This window comes from Sorangium sp. So ce119 (assembly GCF_051524405.1).
In the GTDB taxonomy this organism is placed as follows: Bacteria; Myxococcota_A; Polyangia; order Polyangiales; family Polyangiaceae; genus Sorangium; species Sorangium cellulosum_G.
On sequence record NZ_CP150310.1, the window covers coordinates 4,636,356 to 4,651,355 of the forward strand.

The window sequence follows — 15,000 nt, forward strand, 5'->3', positions numbered from 1 at the left end:
AACCCCCTCGCGCGCCGGTCATCCACCGCGCTTCATCGTTGCGTGGATCAGCCCGTGGGGCTCGTCCATCGGGACGAAGATCTCGTTGTCGTTGCTGAGCCCGAAGGGCGAGAGATCGACCAGCAGGCAGTGCTTGTTGGGCAGCGAGAGGCTCACCTCGTCGACGGCAGGGCAGGCCTCGAGGACGGCGCTCCCGAGCGCGTGGATGGTGTGCTGCACCGAGAGGCTGTGCTGCTCGGCGAACGTCTCGAGCAGGGCGCGGCGGGCGCTCTCCCACGTCCTCGTGGGGGCCTCGTCGCGGGTCGCGGTGCGCCAGCGCGCCACCATGAGGGTCGAGAGGATGCGGTCGTCGGTCTCCCTGAGCGTGGTGTACGCGTCGCGCGGGAAGCCCGAGAACGCCGAGCCGGTCGTCTTGAGGACGAGCAGGTCCGCGACGCCGCTCTCGATCGCGAGCTCGCCGGGGGCCGCCGTGATCTCCGCCGTCCGCCGCTCCCCCCCGGCGCGGAGGAAGGCGTGCCGGTGCGGCGCGCCGCCCGCGTCGATGCGCGACCAGACCTTCTCCGCGATCGCGACCCGCGCGCGGCGCGTGTGCGGCTTGCCGAGGAAGTGCTCGGCCAGGAGGACGCCGAAATCCTCGATCGGCTCGACCGGATGGCCCTTGGCGAGCGCATACACGGTGTTCTTCATCGTGTCCGTGGGCAGCACCTTGCCGTTGTCGCCCTGCGTGTAGGCGTCGTCGAAGTCGCCCTCGAGCTCGATGTCGACGTCGATGTCGGTGAGCTCGTGCCGCCCCTCCGCGCGGCGGACCTTGACCAGCCGCACCCTCGATTTGCCGTAGCTGTTCCGCACCAAGGAGATGGCCATCGCTCTTCAGCTCCCGCGCCGGGCAACGACGCCTCTCGGCGACGCGGGAGACCGTACCTTGAAGGAGGATGGCAGCTCAAGTACGGCGGGCCGGCGGCGCCAGCGGCGCGCTGCGTCCCTCGCGTTCCGTCGGAGCGACCGCCCGCGAGGGAGCCCCCCCCGGGCGGGTCCGTGCGATATCGGACGTGCGCCGGTGATCGGACGTCACCAGATATGTCGACATGGTCATCCCAGAGCGCGACAGGGCGGCGGACGAGCTCCTCGCTCGCCGCGAGCCGTTGATGGACGCCGCGATCGACCGGCTGAAGGCAGCGCGGCGAGCGCCAGGCGACGGCGACGGGCGAGAGGACCTCGCGCGCTGCCGCGAGGACGTGGGCGCGCACATCGACGCGCTCTCGGCGGCGCTCCGCGCCGCGGGCGCCGAGCAGTTCAGCGAGTACTGCGCCTTCACCGCGGTGTTCATCGAGGGGCTCGGCGTGCCGCGGAGCACGCTCGGCGCCGCGCTGGACGCGCTGGGCGCGGCCGTCGGCGAGCAGCTCGCCCCCGCGCTCTCCGCGATCGCGCAGGAGGCGCTGGCGGCCGGCCGGCGGCGGCTCGACGCCTCGCCGATCGTGACGCCCATCGCGCTCGCGACCATCCCCGCCGAGGCGCCCGCGCCCCTCGACGAGCGCGCGGATGCGGCCGAGGCCCTGGCGCGCGCGGCGCCGCGGATCGCGCCGATGAGCGTCGCGCTCGGCTACATGCGGCGCCCAGAGGACGCGCTCGCGCACGGCGCGCGGCGCGGCCGCTGCCTGGAGGACGCCCGGCACCACCTCGCCCAGCTCGCCGCGGCGGTCGAGCTGGAGACGCCCGCGCTCTTCGGCGAGTACGCGGACTGGGTGCGATCGCTGCTGACGAGCTTCGGCCTCGACCCCGCGGCGCTCGTGACCCACCTCGGCGCGCTCGGCGACGCCATCGCGATCGCGCTCCCCGAGCACCTCGCCGAGGCGCCGCGCCGGTACATCGCGGCGGCGATCGTCCGGCTCGCCGCCGGCCACGTCGATCACGCCAGCTTCGTGCAACCCGACGCTCCCCTGGGCACCCTCGCGTGCGGCTACCTCGACGCGTTGCTCCAGGGAGACCGGGGGCGAGCGCTGAGGCTCATCCGGGAGGCGGTCGAGGCGAGCACGCCGATCAAGGACATCTATGCTCACGTCTTCCAGCCGTGTCAGTACGAGATCGGCCGGCTCTGGCAGACGCACCAGATCAGCATCGCCGAGGAGCACTACTGCACCGCGGTCACCCAGGCGATCGTGAGCCAGCTCTATCCGCTCGTCTTCAACGCCGACCGCGCCGGTCGCCGGCTCGTGGCCACCTCCGTGGACGGCAACCTCCACGAGGTCGGCGCGCGCTTCGTCGCCGATTTCTTCGAGATGGAGGGGTGGGACACGTTCTACCTGGGGGCCAGCACGCCGGCCCAGGACGTGATCGACGTGGTCGTTCGACGGCAGGCGGACGTCCTCGCGGTCTCGGCCGCGCTCGCCGAGCACCTCGCGAGCGTGCACGCGCTGATCACCGCCGCCCGCGACGACGACCGCTGCAGGAACGTCGTGCTCCTGGTCGGCGGGCAGCCGTTCCGCGTCGTCGACGGCCTCTGGAGGCAGCTCGGCGCCGACGGCTCGGCGCCGAGCGCGGACGGGGCCGTCCACGTGGCGAACGAGCTCCTCGCGGCGCGGGGCGCGTGAGATCGGATCGGCCACGCCCCCTCGCGCTGGCGCTCGCTTCATCTCCCGCCCTTCCCCGTACTCCGGCGCTCGATGAGGAGCATGGATGACGGACGAGCGGCGGGGCCTGCGTGGCGTGAGTTTGGTGTAGCGAGCCTCGCGCCGGGCTGCCAAGAACCGAGTGTCTCCCCGCCGTGAACGAAGGAGAGGATCGGACTCTCATGGGCCCGCGCGAGCCGCGAAGAACAGGAGATGACGATGAAAGATCGCCTGTCGTCGCTCCACCGGGGCAGGCGCTGAGCGGCGCAATCGCCAGGCTCGCCGGCACTTACCTCATGGATGCGACGGCGGTCGCGGTCGGCGTGTTCACGACGGACGGCGCGCCGCGGCTCGAGAACCGCGGCATGCGCCGGCTGCTCGGCGGGGCAAGCGGGCCGGGCCGCGCCCCGGTCCGCCTCGTCAGCCCGGGCTTCCCGCAGCTCGCCGCGGCAGGGCAGCGCGGCGACGCGCCCATCTACCGGGGGATCCTGCACTTCGGGGACCTGCGCTCCGTCGCGCACAGCCTCCGGGGAGAGGTCTGGCGGCTCGACGACGATCTCTTGATCCTGGCCGAGTTCGACGTCGTCGAGCTCGAGCGCGTGCTCTCCGAGGTGTCCGCGCTCAACTCGAAGATCACGAACCTCCAGCGGAGCCTCGTGTCCGAGCAGAAGGCGCTCGAGCGGTCGCTCGACGAGCTCCGCGCCACGCAGGTGATGCTCGTCCACTCGGAGAAGATGAACGCGCTCGGCAAGCTCGCCGCCGGCGTGGCCCACGAGATCAACAACCCGCTCGCCTTCGTCCGCAGCAACGTGCACACCCTGGGAGAGTCGTTCGCGCGGCTGCTCGCCGCGTACGAGGCGCTCGACGCGGCGGCCCTCCCCGGGGGCTCCGGGGACATGGCGGCGCTCGCCCGGGCGCTGCGCGAGGAGACCGACCTCGAGTTCCTGCGCGAGGACGCGGGCGACCTCGTGAAAGGCACCCTGGGCGGCCTCGCGCGCGTGCAGAAGATCGTCGAGGATCTGAGGACCTTCGCGCGGCTCGATCAGGCGGAGGTGGAGCTCTCCGATCTGAGAGAGAGCCTGGAGAGCACCCTCGCGATCGCCGGCCCCGCGCTGAAGAGCGACGGCGTCCAGGTCACGCTGGAGTGGGCGGAGCTGCCGAGGCTGCGCTGCAAGCCGGCGGAGCTCGGCCAGGTGTTCCTGAACGTGCTCATCAACGCGGCCCAGGCCGTCGAGTGCCGTGGCCATGGGAACGGCCGCGTCGTGATCCGCGCGCGGGATGAAGAGCGCTGCGTCGCCCTGGAGTTCGAGGACAACGGCGCCGGCATGACGCCCGACGTCCTCGGCCGGATCTTCGATCCGTTCTTCACGACCAAGCCCGTCGGGCAGGGCACCGGGCTCGGCCTCACCATCTCGCACAAGATCGTCGTCGACCAGCACGGGGGCACGATCTCCGCCCGGTCGACGCCCGGGGTGGGCAGCACGTTCACGATCACGCTGCCGAAGGAGCTCGATTCATGACGCGCGCCGGCGGCGGGCGGGGCGCGCTGCTCATCGTCGACGACGAGCGCGAGACGTTGAAGGCGCTCCGCCGCGAGCTCCGGCGCGACTACGACGTCCTCCTCGCCGAGAGCGCCGAGCAGGGCTACGCGGTCCTGCGCGAGCGCCCCGTCGACGTCGTGCTCAGCGATCAGCGGATGCCGGGCATGACCGGCACGGAGCTCTACGCGCGGGTGAAGGCCGAGTTCCCGGATACAGTCCGGCTCCTCATGACCGCCTACGCGGACACGACCGCCGCGATCCAGGCCATCAACGAGGGCAGCGTGTACCGGTTCATCCCCAAGCCGTGGGATCCGGCGGGGCTCGCCGGCATCCTGAAGGACGCGTTCTCCCAGCACGCGCACCTCGGCGAGCGCCAGCGGCTGCTCTCCCGGCTGGAGGCGACGGTCGACGCGCTCGGCCGGGAGAACCAGCAGCTCGCCGAGCTGAAGCAGCGGAGCCACGATCTCATGGGCGTCGCCGCGCACGACCTGCGCAATCCGATCGCGGCGATCCAGTGGTTCTCGACGATGCTGCTCGCCGGCGCGGGCGCGGGGAGCGACGACGTCCGGCGGCACCTGCTGAAGATCCAGTCCAACGCCGGGTTCACGCTGCAGTTGCTCGAGGACCTGCTCGACATCACGACGCTGGAGGGCGGCAGCGTCGCGCTCCGGATGCAGGACGCCGATCTGCGCGGCCTCGTCGCGGCGGCCGTCTCCCTGAACGAGCACAGCGCTCGCCAGAAGGGGATCGAGGTGGCCGTCGAGCTGCCCGCCGAGCTGCCGCCGGTCCGCTGCGACGTCGAGCGGATCGAGCAGGTCCTGAGCAACCTGCTCAGCAACGCGTTCAAGTTCTCGCATCCGGGCACGACGGTGACGGTGCGCGCGCGGCGGCTCGGCGATGCGGTGGAGGTGACGATCGCCGATCAGGGCCTGGGCATCCGGCCGGAGGAGATCAGCGGCCTGTTCTGCAAGTTCCGGAGGACGAGCACCCGGTCGACCGGCGGCGAGAAGAGCACGGGGCTCGGCCTGTCGATCTGCAAGAACCTCGTCGAGCGCCACGGCGGCGCGATCCGCGTGGAGAGCGAGCTCGGACGGGGAACGCGGGTGTACTTCACGCTCCCGCTGCCCGAGGGAGGAGCCGGCCCGAGGAGCGGCTGAATCGACGCAGCTTTCTTCGAGCGCGATCCTCCGTCGCATACCCTGCGCCCCCCCTGTTGCAGGAGCGAACGCATGCGACGCACCCGTCTCTGGCTATCGATCTTGACCTCTGCGACCCTCGCGACCGCGGCGTGCGGCGACGACGACACCTCGGGAAGCGGCGGCGCTGGCGGCACCGGCGGCAGCGGCGGCGCTGACGCGACGAGCAGCTCGAGCTCCGCGGGCGGCGACGGCGGCTCCGGAGGCTCCGACGGCGGCTCCGGAGGCTCCGACGGCGGCTCCGGAGGCTCCGACGGCGGCTCGGGCGGCGGCGACGACACGCCCTCGGTCGGCGAGGACTGGACGCGCGACATCCTCTCGACCGCCCTCGAGCTCGACCTCGCCAGCCTCACGGGTCGGGCGACCATCGTGCTCGCCGCGTCGGACAGCGCCGCCGCATCCTTCCAGATCGGCGACCTCGACGTCGAGTCCGTCGCCGGTCCGTCGGGCGCCCTCGCGCACGCGGTGAGCGACGGCCAGCTCGACGTCGGTGTCCCGCCGACCGGGAGCGACGCCACGATCATCATCGACTACGCCTTCAAGCCCCACGCAGAGTTCGACGGGTGGATGCCCGGGTCGGGCGTCTCGTTCCTCTGGCCCTATTTCTGCGGCAACCTCTTCCCGTGCAAGCCCGATCCCGCGGACGGCGTGCGGTTCACGATGCGCGTGACCGGGGTGCCGGACGGCATGACCGCGGTCTACCCCGAGAGCATCCCCACCGCGGCGCCTTCCTACATGCCGGCGATCGCGGTCGACGAGCTCACGCGCGTCGAGCTCGGCACCACGACGGCGGGCACCCGGGTGAGCGTGTGGCACCTGCCCGGCCAGGAGGCCGACGCGGCGAGCGGCACCGAGCACCTCGTCGAGGTGTTCGACTTCTTCGAGACCACGTACGGCCCCTACCCCTTCGGCGACAGCGTCGGCACCGTCTCCGCCGACTGGGGCGGCGGCGATTACGGCGGCATGGAGCACCACCCGTTCTGGCACGTCTCGAGCGGCTCTCTCTACAGCGAGGAGGTCAACGCGCACGAGGCCGCGCACGGCTGGTTCGGCAACGGCGTGCGCATCGCCTGCTGGGAGGACTTCATCCTCTCCGAAGGCACCGCCACGTACCTCGCGGCCCGCGCGCTCGAGGAGGCCGGCGTGGACGCGTGGGCCGATTATGAATGCACGCTCAAGTCCGTCTGCGATCCGGCGGCCGACGGGAACGCCATCGCGCTGCCGGACACCTGCAACGCGATCGACATCCTGAATCACCCGCTCTGGTCGTCCGTGCCCTACATGAAGGGAGCGTTCTTCTTCCGCGAGGTCGCGGAGACGATCGGCGTCGACGTGCTCGACCGGGCCCTCGCCGGGTTCTACACCGCCAACGTGGGGAACGCCGCGCGCACGCAGGACCTCCTCGACGCCATCAAGGCAGCCACCGACGCCGCCGGGGCCGCCGCCGTCGACGCGCTCGCCGCCGACTGGCTCCGCACGCTGGCGTGCCCGGTCGACGTCGCCACCCTCTGCCCCACCTGACGGGAGAGCTCGACCATGTGGACCGATACACGCCTCACACGACAGCTCGGCCTGCGTCTCCCCATCGTCCAGGGCCCCTTCGGGGGCGGCATGTCCACGGCCGCGCTGGCGGCCGCCGTCTCGAACGCCGGTGGGCTCGGCTCGTTCGGGGCCCACTTCCTGACCCCGCCGCAGATCGGCGAGCTCGTCGCCGAGCTCCGGCGGCTCACGCCGCACCCGTTCGCGCTGAACCTGTGGGTCCCGCAGCCCGGCGAGCCGACCACCATCGCGCCCGCGGAGCTCGAGCGGCACGTGGCGCGCCTGCGCCCGATCCTGCGGCAGCTCGGCCTGCCCGACCCCGAGCTGCCGAGCGCATTCACCCCGCGCTTCGAGGAGCAGGTCGAGGCCGCGATCGACGCGCGACCGCAGGCCCTCAGCTTCGTCATGGGGGTCCCGCCCGCCCACGTCATCGACGCGGCCAAGGCGCGCGGGATCGCCCTCCTCGGCACCGCCACGACGGTCGACGAGGCGATCGCGCTCGACCACGCCGGCATCGACGTCATCGTGGCTTCGGGCAGCGACGCCGGGGGGCATCGGGGCGCGTTCCTGCGGCCCGTGCGCGAGTCGCTGGTGGGCACGCTGTCGCTCGTGCCGCAGGTCGTCGACGCGGTGCGGACCCCCGTGGTCGCCGCGGGCGGGATCGCGGACGGCCGCGGCGTGGCGGCGGCGCTCGCGCTCGGCGCCGACGGGGTGCAGATCGGGACGGCCTTCCTCGCCTGCGACGAGTCGGGCGCGAGCGCCGGCCACCGCCGCGCGCTGGCGTCGGAGCGCGCGCGCACGACCGTGCTCACGCGGGTCTTCTCCGGCCGCATCGCGCGCGGCCTCGTCAACGAGTTCGTCGAGGCGATGACGCCGCACGAGGCCGACGTGCCGGAGTATCCGGTCCAGAACTGGCTCACCCAGCCCATCCGCCGGGCCGCCGCGGCCGCCGGGCGCGACGACCACCTGTCCCTCTGGGCAGGCCAGAGCGCCGCCCTCGCCAGGCCGCGGCCCGCGGCCGAGCTGGTGGCGGCGCTCGTCGAGCAGACCGAGCAGGTGATCCTCGGGCTCATGAAGCGCTGAGGGGCGCGCCGGGCGGCCAGCCAGGTCGCCCGGCGAGCGCGCCGCTCACCCCTCCACGCCTCCCCTCGCCCGCGTCGTCTTACCAGGTCACCGTGTCATTCAGCGTGAGCGTCCCGGTCGCGGGGGTGCTCATCGTGCGATTGCCCCCGCCCGGCAGGCTCTCCCAGGTCACGCTGCCATTGGCGTTCTTGCGATAGTACTTGTACTGCACGGAGCTGCTGACCGGCAGGTTGACGCGGTTCTTCCACACAGGGTAGCTGTTCGAAACGGCCGTGACCGGGATGATCGCGACAGGGACGCCGAGATCGGTGTTCCAGTTGCCCAGCGCCGCCGTGTTGCCGGTGACATACACGTGCTGGCCGACCGCGGTGTGCGCGGTCACGTTGACCGTGACGCCGACCTCGCCGGCCGCGGGCGGCACGACGCAGGCGTTGTAACGGCCGCAGACCACCGACGGGATGTCGACCACCTTGCCCGCCCGGATCGACGCCAGCAGGCTGATGTACTCGCCCATCGCCCAGTTCAACGGGCTCATCGACCGGGTCGGGGTGCCGGCCGTGGCGCCCGGCGGCAGATCGACGTCCCAGCCCGTGACGAGCGTCGGCTCGCTCCATACCTGCTCGGGGATGAAGCCCTGCGGCGTCGAGAACGCCTTCACCGCCGTCAGGAACGGCGCGCCATCGCTGCCCACACCCGTGCTGGCGATCTTGAACATGCCGCGCTCGGCGGTGAAGATGGGCCACAGCCGGCCACGGCCGGCGAGACCGTCGTAGCTAGCGCCGCCGACCTTCTCGCCGTAACCATCGTAGTTGTAGCGGAACCAGGCCTCGCCCTTGCCCGCGATGGTCCGCTTCAGGATGGCGTCGTACTCCGGCAGCGTCGCGGCGATCGAGTGGTCGTCCGCCCGCTTCACGCCCATGCGCACGAGCTCGAGGAAGCCGCCGTCGATGATGTACCGCTGGTCGTGCGTGCCGCCGCCGTTGCCGTGCGTGACCTGGATCGCCGCGTCGGGACCGGACACCGGGTTGTAGACCTGCGGCCCGACGCCGGAGTTGCTCCGCGCCGACGGATTGATGCGAATATAGTACTTGCCGTCGCCGTGGGGGCCGGAGTTGGTGAATGTCCAGCGGTCGACGCTCTGCTGCCAGTAGTCCGCGGCGGCCAGGTAGCGGGCCGCGCTGGCGGTGTCGTTGTTCGCGCGCGCGATCGTGGCGGCGCAGACGAGCCCCGCGATCTCCGCCGCGATGGTCGACGGCGAGTACCCGTAGTTCTCCTCCCAGCGCTCCTGCTGGGTGTACGGGCCGACGTTGACGATGTAATCGGCGGTCTTCTTGATCTTGGGCCACAGCGGGTTGTACACCGCCGCGCCGAGCCGCCAGGCGAGGATGATCGGCATCGCCTGCTCATCCATCTGCGTGCCCTGCCAGTATTGCCAGCCGCTGACCCAGGCGTTCTGCGGGAAGCGGCCGACGCGGCTGTACCCCTGCGGACAGCCGGGCGCGTTGTACTCGCCGGCGCCGCAGTCGCTCGTCTGCTGCAGCGTGTTGAACAGGTAATTGACCACCGCCTTGGCGGTGTCCGTGTCGCCGGCCGTCACCAGCGCGCCGGCGAACTTGAACAGGTCGCGCGGCCAGACCAGGTGGTAGCCGCCATTGTTGCTATCGCCGCTGCTCTCGCCCCACGGCGTGCCCATGCCGGCGATCATGGCGCCGTTCGACTTGTCCTGGATCGTCTTGAGCGCCATCGCCGCGAGGTAGTACTGGTCGTCGGCGGTGCCGCCCTGGTTGTTGAGCTTGGTGGACGTGTAGGTATTCCATCCGCTGTCGTAGGTGGTTTGCAGGGCGGCGAGGTTGCTGCCGAGGGTCGCGTTGGCGGTGGAGGTCGCCTCGCCCTCGGTGGTGCCGAAGCCGAGGACCACGTCGAACGAGACGCTGGTGGCGGCGGCCGCGCCGAGGTCGATCCAGCCCATCTGCGCCACGTTGCCGCCGCTCGCGGCGTCGTTGCGCCAGCTCATTGTCTTGTCGCTGCTGCCGCCGAGCAGGTCGGTCCAGCCGTCCGTCTCGCCGACGAAGCCGCTCGACACCATCGGCAGGCCGCCCGCGCCCGCCTTCCACGACCGCGAGATGGCCAGCGCCGAGGCGCGGCTGTTCTCCGACGCCACGAGCATCGTGCGCGCCGCCGGCGTCACCGTGTTGACGGTCTTCGACGAGTCGCCGGCCCCGGAGTTGTCCATCGCCGGGTTGTGGAGCAGGTAGAGGTTGAACTGGGTGACGTTCTTGCCGTTGAGCGCGTCGAACTTGACCCGCTGGATCAGCGCGTTGCGCCCGGGATCGGTGAAGATGGTCTTGGTGATCCGCCAGTTGTGGCCGCTGTTGGTGGTCGTCGCCTGCCACCGCATCGAGCGCTTGTCCGGCTGGGTGACGGTGTAGCTCTGCTGCTTCTCCTCGTCGACGAACGTCTTGGCCGTATCCCCCACCAGGAACTGCAGGTCGACGGTGTTGACGGTGTCGAGCACCGGGTAGAACACCTCGGACACGATGCCGCGGTGGCCGGTGAAATAGACCCTCGACTGCTCGGTCATCGACGTGCCGAGGAAGGACTTGTCGGCCGGCCCCCACACCGAGGCTGCCCCCGAGCCCGCGGCGAGCGCCTTCAGGCGCTCGGGCGGCGCCGAGCCGCCGCGCCCGAACGGGACGGCAGACTCGCTGAGGATGGGCTCCTCCGCGTCGAACGCGCAGCCCGCGAGCCCCAGTGTGAGATGTAAAATTGCAGTCCCACAACAAACCCGCTTCAGCATCACGCCAACCCCTTTCCACCTGGCAGCGCCCGGGAGCACACCTGCTCGGCCACCGTAAGTTATCGACTCAACTGCGGTTTCTGCAGGGCGCACGCGCGCCCTGCGCGGGGCCACGCGATCGGCCGCGCCTGCTCCGCAGTGAACCCCGCGGTCCCCAGCGTAGCACGCAGGCGTCATTTTCCTTTCCAGCGCGCCCCGCCGGCGATGCCCGGCGATCACGGGAGGCGGGCGTCGCCCCCGGGGCCATGGAGCCGGTGTAGCCAGATGGATTCAGGGGGAGGCGGAGCAGACGCGCCAGCGGACCGTGCCGCGCGCCGAGGTCCTGTCAGGAGCCGGCGAGCTTGCGCCGCGCCGCCGCGTAGCGCCTCACCAGCTCATCCGCGATGACGCCGCTCAGGATGACGGCGCCGATGACCGCGAACTCGATCTGGGTGGGGACGCCCAGCATGTTGATCGCGTTGCGCAGGACCTGCATGAGCGCGGTGCCGAGGATGACGCCCATCACCGCCCCCTCGCCGCCGCGCAGGCTGAAGCCGCCGAGCACGGCGGCCGCGATCGCGTAGAGCTCGTAGAAGTTGCCGAAATCGACCGGCTGGGCCGAGTTGACCTCGAGCGCGAACAGCATGCCTCCGAAGCAGGAGAGCACCGAACAGAGCACATAGGCGAGGATCGTCATCCGGTCGGTGTCGACCCCGCTGTACCGGGCCGCCTGCTCGTTGCGGCCGAGCGCCATGAGGTAACGACCGTAGATGGTGCGGTTCAGGAAGATCGACGCCGCGATCGCGATGGCGAGGAACAGCAGGAACGGCATCGGGATATCGATCCACGTGATCGGCGCAAGGCGCGTCCTTACGCCGGTGAACGGGTGCACCGCGTAGGGGCTGAACCGCCCCTCGGAGATCCACGAGAGGAACGGCACCGGGACGGAGAACGGCGTGCCGACGGCCAGGTACCGCAGCGACTCGAACCCGACGCCGAAGCCCTGCGTCTGGTCGCCCGCGATGCCGCGCGCCGTGCCCCGGTACAGCAGGAGCCCGCAGAGCGTGACGACGAACGGCTGGAGCCGGAGCTTCGTGATGAGCAGCCCGTGCGCGAGCCCGATACACAGCGAGATGCCGAGCAGCAGGGGCACGACAAGGGAAGCCGGCCAGTGATGGACGGCGAGGAGCCACGGCAGCATGCAGCCGGCGAGCGCCACGACGGAGCCGATCGACAGGTCGATGCCGCCCGTGATGATGACGAAGCCGGCCCCGATGCTGAGGATTCCGAACAGCGCTGTCCGGCGGATCAGGTTCTCGAGGTTCTCCGCCAGCAGGAACCTGCCGTTCATGAGCGCGGTGCCGAGCGACACGGCGAGCAGGAGCCAGAAGACGCCGAGCACCTTCCGCCGCGTCGTCGGCGCGAGCGGCGCGGGGGGCTCGGCGCCCGCCGCCCGGGGATCACGTGTGGTCGTCACAGGCATGCTCGTCTGACCTCGCCCCTTGCCACCGTCTCGAGCGCCCCGGCTCAGGCCGCGACGCCGCTGCCCGTCGCGAGCTGCATGATCGCCTCCTCGCTCAGCGCGGCGCGGCCGAGCTCCCCGGCGATGCGCCCCTCGTGCATCACCAGCGCGCGGTCGGACATGCCCATCACCTCTTCCATGTCGCTCGACACGAACAGGGTGGCCATGCCGCTCGCGGCCAGCCGCTCCATGAGCTGGTAGATCTCGTGCTTCGCCCCGACGTCGATGCCGCGCGTCGGCTCGTCCAGGAGCAGCACGCGCGGCGACATCGACAGCCACTTTCCGATGACCACCTTCTGCTGGTTGCCGCCGGAGAGGTGCTGCGCCGGCTGCACGTCGTTCGGCGTCCTCACGCCGAGCTCGCGGACGATCTTCGCCGACATCCGGCGCTCGCCCGCCCTGTCGAGGACGCCGCGGCGCTGCGTCCTTTGCAGGCTCGGGAGGCTCACGTTCGCCCGGATCGCCATCTCCAGGATGATGCCCTGTTGCTGGCGGTCCTCGGGGACCAGGCCGATCCCGGCGGCGATCGCGTCGCGCGGGGTGCGCGGGGTGAGCTCGCGGCCGGCCACGCGGATGGCGCCCGCGGCCGCCGGCGTGACGCCGAACAGCGTCCGCAGCAGCGACGAGCGCCCCGCGCCGAGCAGCCCCGCGACGCCGACGATCTCCCCGGCGCGGACCGTGAAGCTCAGCGCGTGCTCCGGGTGCCGCGCCGTCCGGAGGCGGGAGACCTCCAGCACGGGCTCGCCCGGCGGGTGCGGGACGTGCGGATAGAACTGCGAGAGCTCGCGCCCCACCATGAGCCGCACGATGCGCTCGTGGCTCACCTCGTCGCGCCCGAGCTCGCCGGCGTTCTCGCCGTCGCGCAGCACGAGCACGCGGTCGCACAGCGCCTCGACCTCGCCGAGGCGATGAGAGATGTACACGACGCCGATCCCGCCCGCGCGGAGCTCCCGCACGACCTGGAAGAGGGCCTCGGCCTCGCGCGGGCACAGGCACGACGTGGGCTCATCCATGATGAGCACCCGGGCGTCGGCCGAGAGCGCCTTCGCGATCTCCACGAGGTGCCGCTGCCCGAGGGAGAGGCCGCCGACGAGCGCGCGCGGCGACCCGGCGAGGCCGACCCGCGCCATGATCGCCCGCGCGTCGCGCTCCATCCGCCCCTCGTCGATGAAGCCGCCCCGCCGCGGCTCGCGGCCGAGGAAGATGTTGGCCGCGATATCGAGGTTCTCCGCCAGGTTGAGCTCCTGGTGGATGAGCGCGATGCCCCGGGAGAGCGCCTCTCTCACGGAGCCGAGCGCGACGGGCCGCCCGTCGAGGGCGATCTCCCCGGCGTCGGGCGCCTCGACGCCGGCCAGGATCTTCATGAGGGTGCTCTTGCCGGCGCCGTTCTCGCCGACGATGCCGAGCACCTCGCCGCGGCCGAGCGTGAGGTGAACGTCGCGGAGCGCGAGCACGCCGGGGAAGCGCTTGGTGAGCCCGCGCGCTTCGAGCAGCGGCGTCACGCCTGGTTCGGGCGGGGAGGACGTCATTCTCGACGGGGGTCGCCGGCCGTGGCGGCGCGCCGCGCGGGCGCCGCGCCCGGGTCGGGCGAGGAGGGCGTCACTCGGGCTTCGCCGCCTTCTGCTTCAGATCCGCCCAGAACTCGGGGAGGTTGGCCTTGCGGATCTGCCGGGCCGGCAGGGAGATGAACTTGCCCGGGGGCACCACCGACTCGTCGCCCCGCACGAGCGCCGCGAGCACGCGCACCGACTCCTTGCCGTACATGTACGGGTTCTGCACCACCGTGCCGACGACCTCGCCGTCCTGGATCGCGCGCAGCGTCGCGTCCTGCTCGTCGAAGCCGACGACCTGGATCGAGCTCATCTTCCCCGCCTGCTTGAGCGCCTCGAGCAGCGCCGGCGTGTGGTACGCGTTCAGGCCGATGAGCCCCACGAGGTCCGGGTGCGCCGACATCATGTCCTCGGCGTTGCTCTTGGCCTTCGCCGCGTCGATCTGATCGGTCAGCGTCGCGACGATGGTGTACTTCGCCCCCTTCAGCACGTCGTTCAGCGGGTCGTTGCCGCCGCTCGTGTCCTGGCGGTCGAGGAGCTCGTCGAGGACGCCCTGCCGGCGCTTCCTGGCGTTGTCGCCCTCGAGGCGCCCGACGAAGATCGCCACCTTCCCGCCGCCCGGGATCGCCTCTTTCACGAGCTGCCCCGCCATCCGGCCAGCGACGTAGTTGTCGATGCCGATGTACACGAGGCGATTGCTCTTCGGCGCGTCCGAGTCCTGCGTGATGAGCTTGGTCTTGGCGGCCGCCTTGTTGAGCAGCGGGACCTGGTTCTCCGCGTCGATCGGGCTGATCGCGATGCCGTCGACGCCGCGGATGAGCAGGTCCTCGACCCGCTGCATCTGGTCGTTGACGTCGCTCGGCATCACCACGCTGACGTCGGCGTTGTACTCCTTCGCTCCGTCGATGACGCCCTTCTCGGCGATGGTCCAGAACGGCGCGACGCCGTTGGTGATGTAGGCGAGCTTCGGCCTGGCGGAAGCCGCCGGCGCCTCGCTCCCATTGCCGCCGCTGCTCTCGCAGCCCAGGGCCGCGAGCCCCGCCATGCAGACCCCGACGACGAACCGACCGACGCTCTTGAACATCCCCTCACCCCTCCGGCCGCGAGGCGCCGCCCTGCCCCGGCCGATCCGCGCGCCTCGTGTCAGCGCGCGGTCTGCAGGTGGTCAGCGTACGGTCAGCGCGTGA

General features: G+C 71.5%; 10 protein-coding genes. 5 read left to right on the forward strand and 5 right to left on the reverse strand.

Annotated features, from left to right (window positions below; all coding sequences use genetic code 11):
• Positions 1–18: 18 nt before the first annotated feature.
• Complete coding sequence (gene pucL, locus WME76_RS17455) at positions 19–864, reverse strand: factor-independent urate hydroxylase (protein WP_437961217.1); 846 nt, start codon at positions 862–864, stop codon at positions 19–21.
• A gap of 221 nt (positions 865–1,085) precedes the next feature.
• On the opposite strand from pucL, the gene WME76_RS17460 reads away from it, so the two are divergent.
• The 5 genes from WME76_RS17460 to WME76_RS17480 all read left to right on the forward strand — a co-directional run bounded on the left by WME76_RS17460 (position 1,086) and on the right by WME76_RS17480 (position 7,965).
• The gene (locus tag WME76_RS17460) at positions 1,086–2,588 is read left to right on the forward strand and encodes a cobalamin B12-binding domain-containing protein (RefSeq protein ID WP_437961218.1); all 1,503 of its coding nucleotides are present in this window, start codon (positions 1,086–1,088) and stop codon (positions 2,586–2,588) included.
• 314 nt (positions 2,589–2,902) lie between these two features.
• Entirely contained in the window at positions 2,903–4,126 is a 1,224-nt protein-coding gene (locus WME76_RS17465; RefSeq protein ID WP_437961219.1) for a sensor histidine kinase, read from the forward strand.
• On the forward strand, positions 4,123–5,304 hold the full coding sequence (locus tag WME76_RS17470) for an ATP-binding protein (protein ID WP_437961220.1): 1,182 nt from the start codon (positions 4,123–4,125) through the stop codon (positions 5,302–5,304). The genes WME76_RS17465 and WME76_RS17470 overlap by 4 nt, the downstream gene beginning before the upstream one ends.
• Before the next feature lie 72 nt (positions 5,305–5,376).
• Complete coding sequence (locus WME76_RS17475) at positions 5,377–6,864, forward strand: M1 family metallopeptidase (protein WP_437961221.1); 1,488 nt, start codon at positions 5,377–5,379, stop codon at positions 6,862–6,864.
• A gap of 15 nt (positions 6,865–6,879) precedes the next feature.
• Positions 6,880–7,965: an NAD(P)H-dependent flavin oxidoreductase gene (locus tag WME76_RS17480; RefSeq protein ID WP_437961222.1), complete on the forward strand. Its 1,086-nt coding sequence runs from the start codon at positions 6,880–6,882 to the stop codon at positions 7,963–7,965.
• A 79-nt stretch (positions 7,966–8,044) separates the two neighbouring features.
• Here the strand turns inward: WME76_RS17480 and WME76_RS17485 are convergent, their stop codons facing one another.
• The 4 genes from WME76_RS17485 to WME76_RS17500 all read right to left on the reverse strand — a co-directional run bounded on the left by WME76_RS17485 (position 8,045) and on the right by WME76_RS17500 (position 14,897).
• On the reverse strand, positions 8,045–10,762 hold the full coding sequence (locus WME76_RS17485; protein WP_437961223.1) for a glycoside hydrolase family 15 protein: 2,718 nt from the start codon (positions 10,760–10,762) through the stop codon (positions 8,045–8,047).
• A gap of 325 nt (positions 10,763–11,087) precedes the next feature.
• On the reverse strand, positions 11,088–12,224 hold the full coding sequence (locus tag WME76_RS17490; RefSeq protein WP_437961224.1) for an ABC transporter permease: 1,137 nt from the start codon (positions 12,222–12,224) through the stop codon (positions 11,088–11,090).
• A 44-nt stretch (positions 12,225–12,268) separates the two neighbouring features.
• The gene (locus WME76_RS17495; protein ID WP_437961225.1) at positions 12,269–13,792 is read right to left on the reverse strand and encodes a sugar ABC transporter ATP-binding protein; all 1,524 of its coding nucleotides are present in this window, start codon (positions 13,790–13,792) and stop codon (positions 12,269–12,271) included.
• Positions 13,793–13,862: 70 nt separating this feature from the next.
• The gene (locus WME76_RS17500; protein ID WP_437961226.1) at positions 13,863–14,897 is read right to left on the reverse strand and encodes a sugar-binding protein; all 1,035 of its coding nucleotides are present in this window, start codon (positions 14,895–14,897) and stop codon (positions 13,863–13,865) included.
• Between the last annotated feature and the right edge of the window lie 103 nt (positions 14,898–15,000).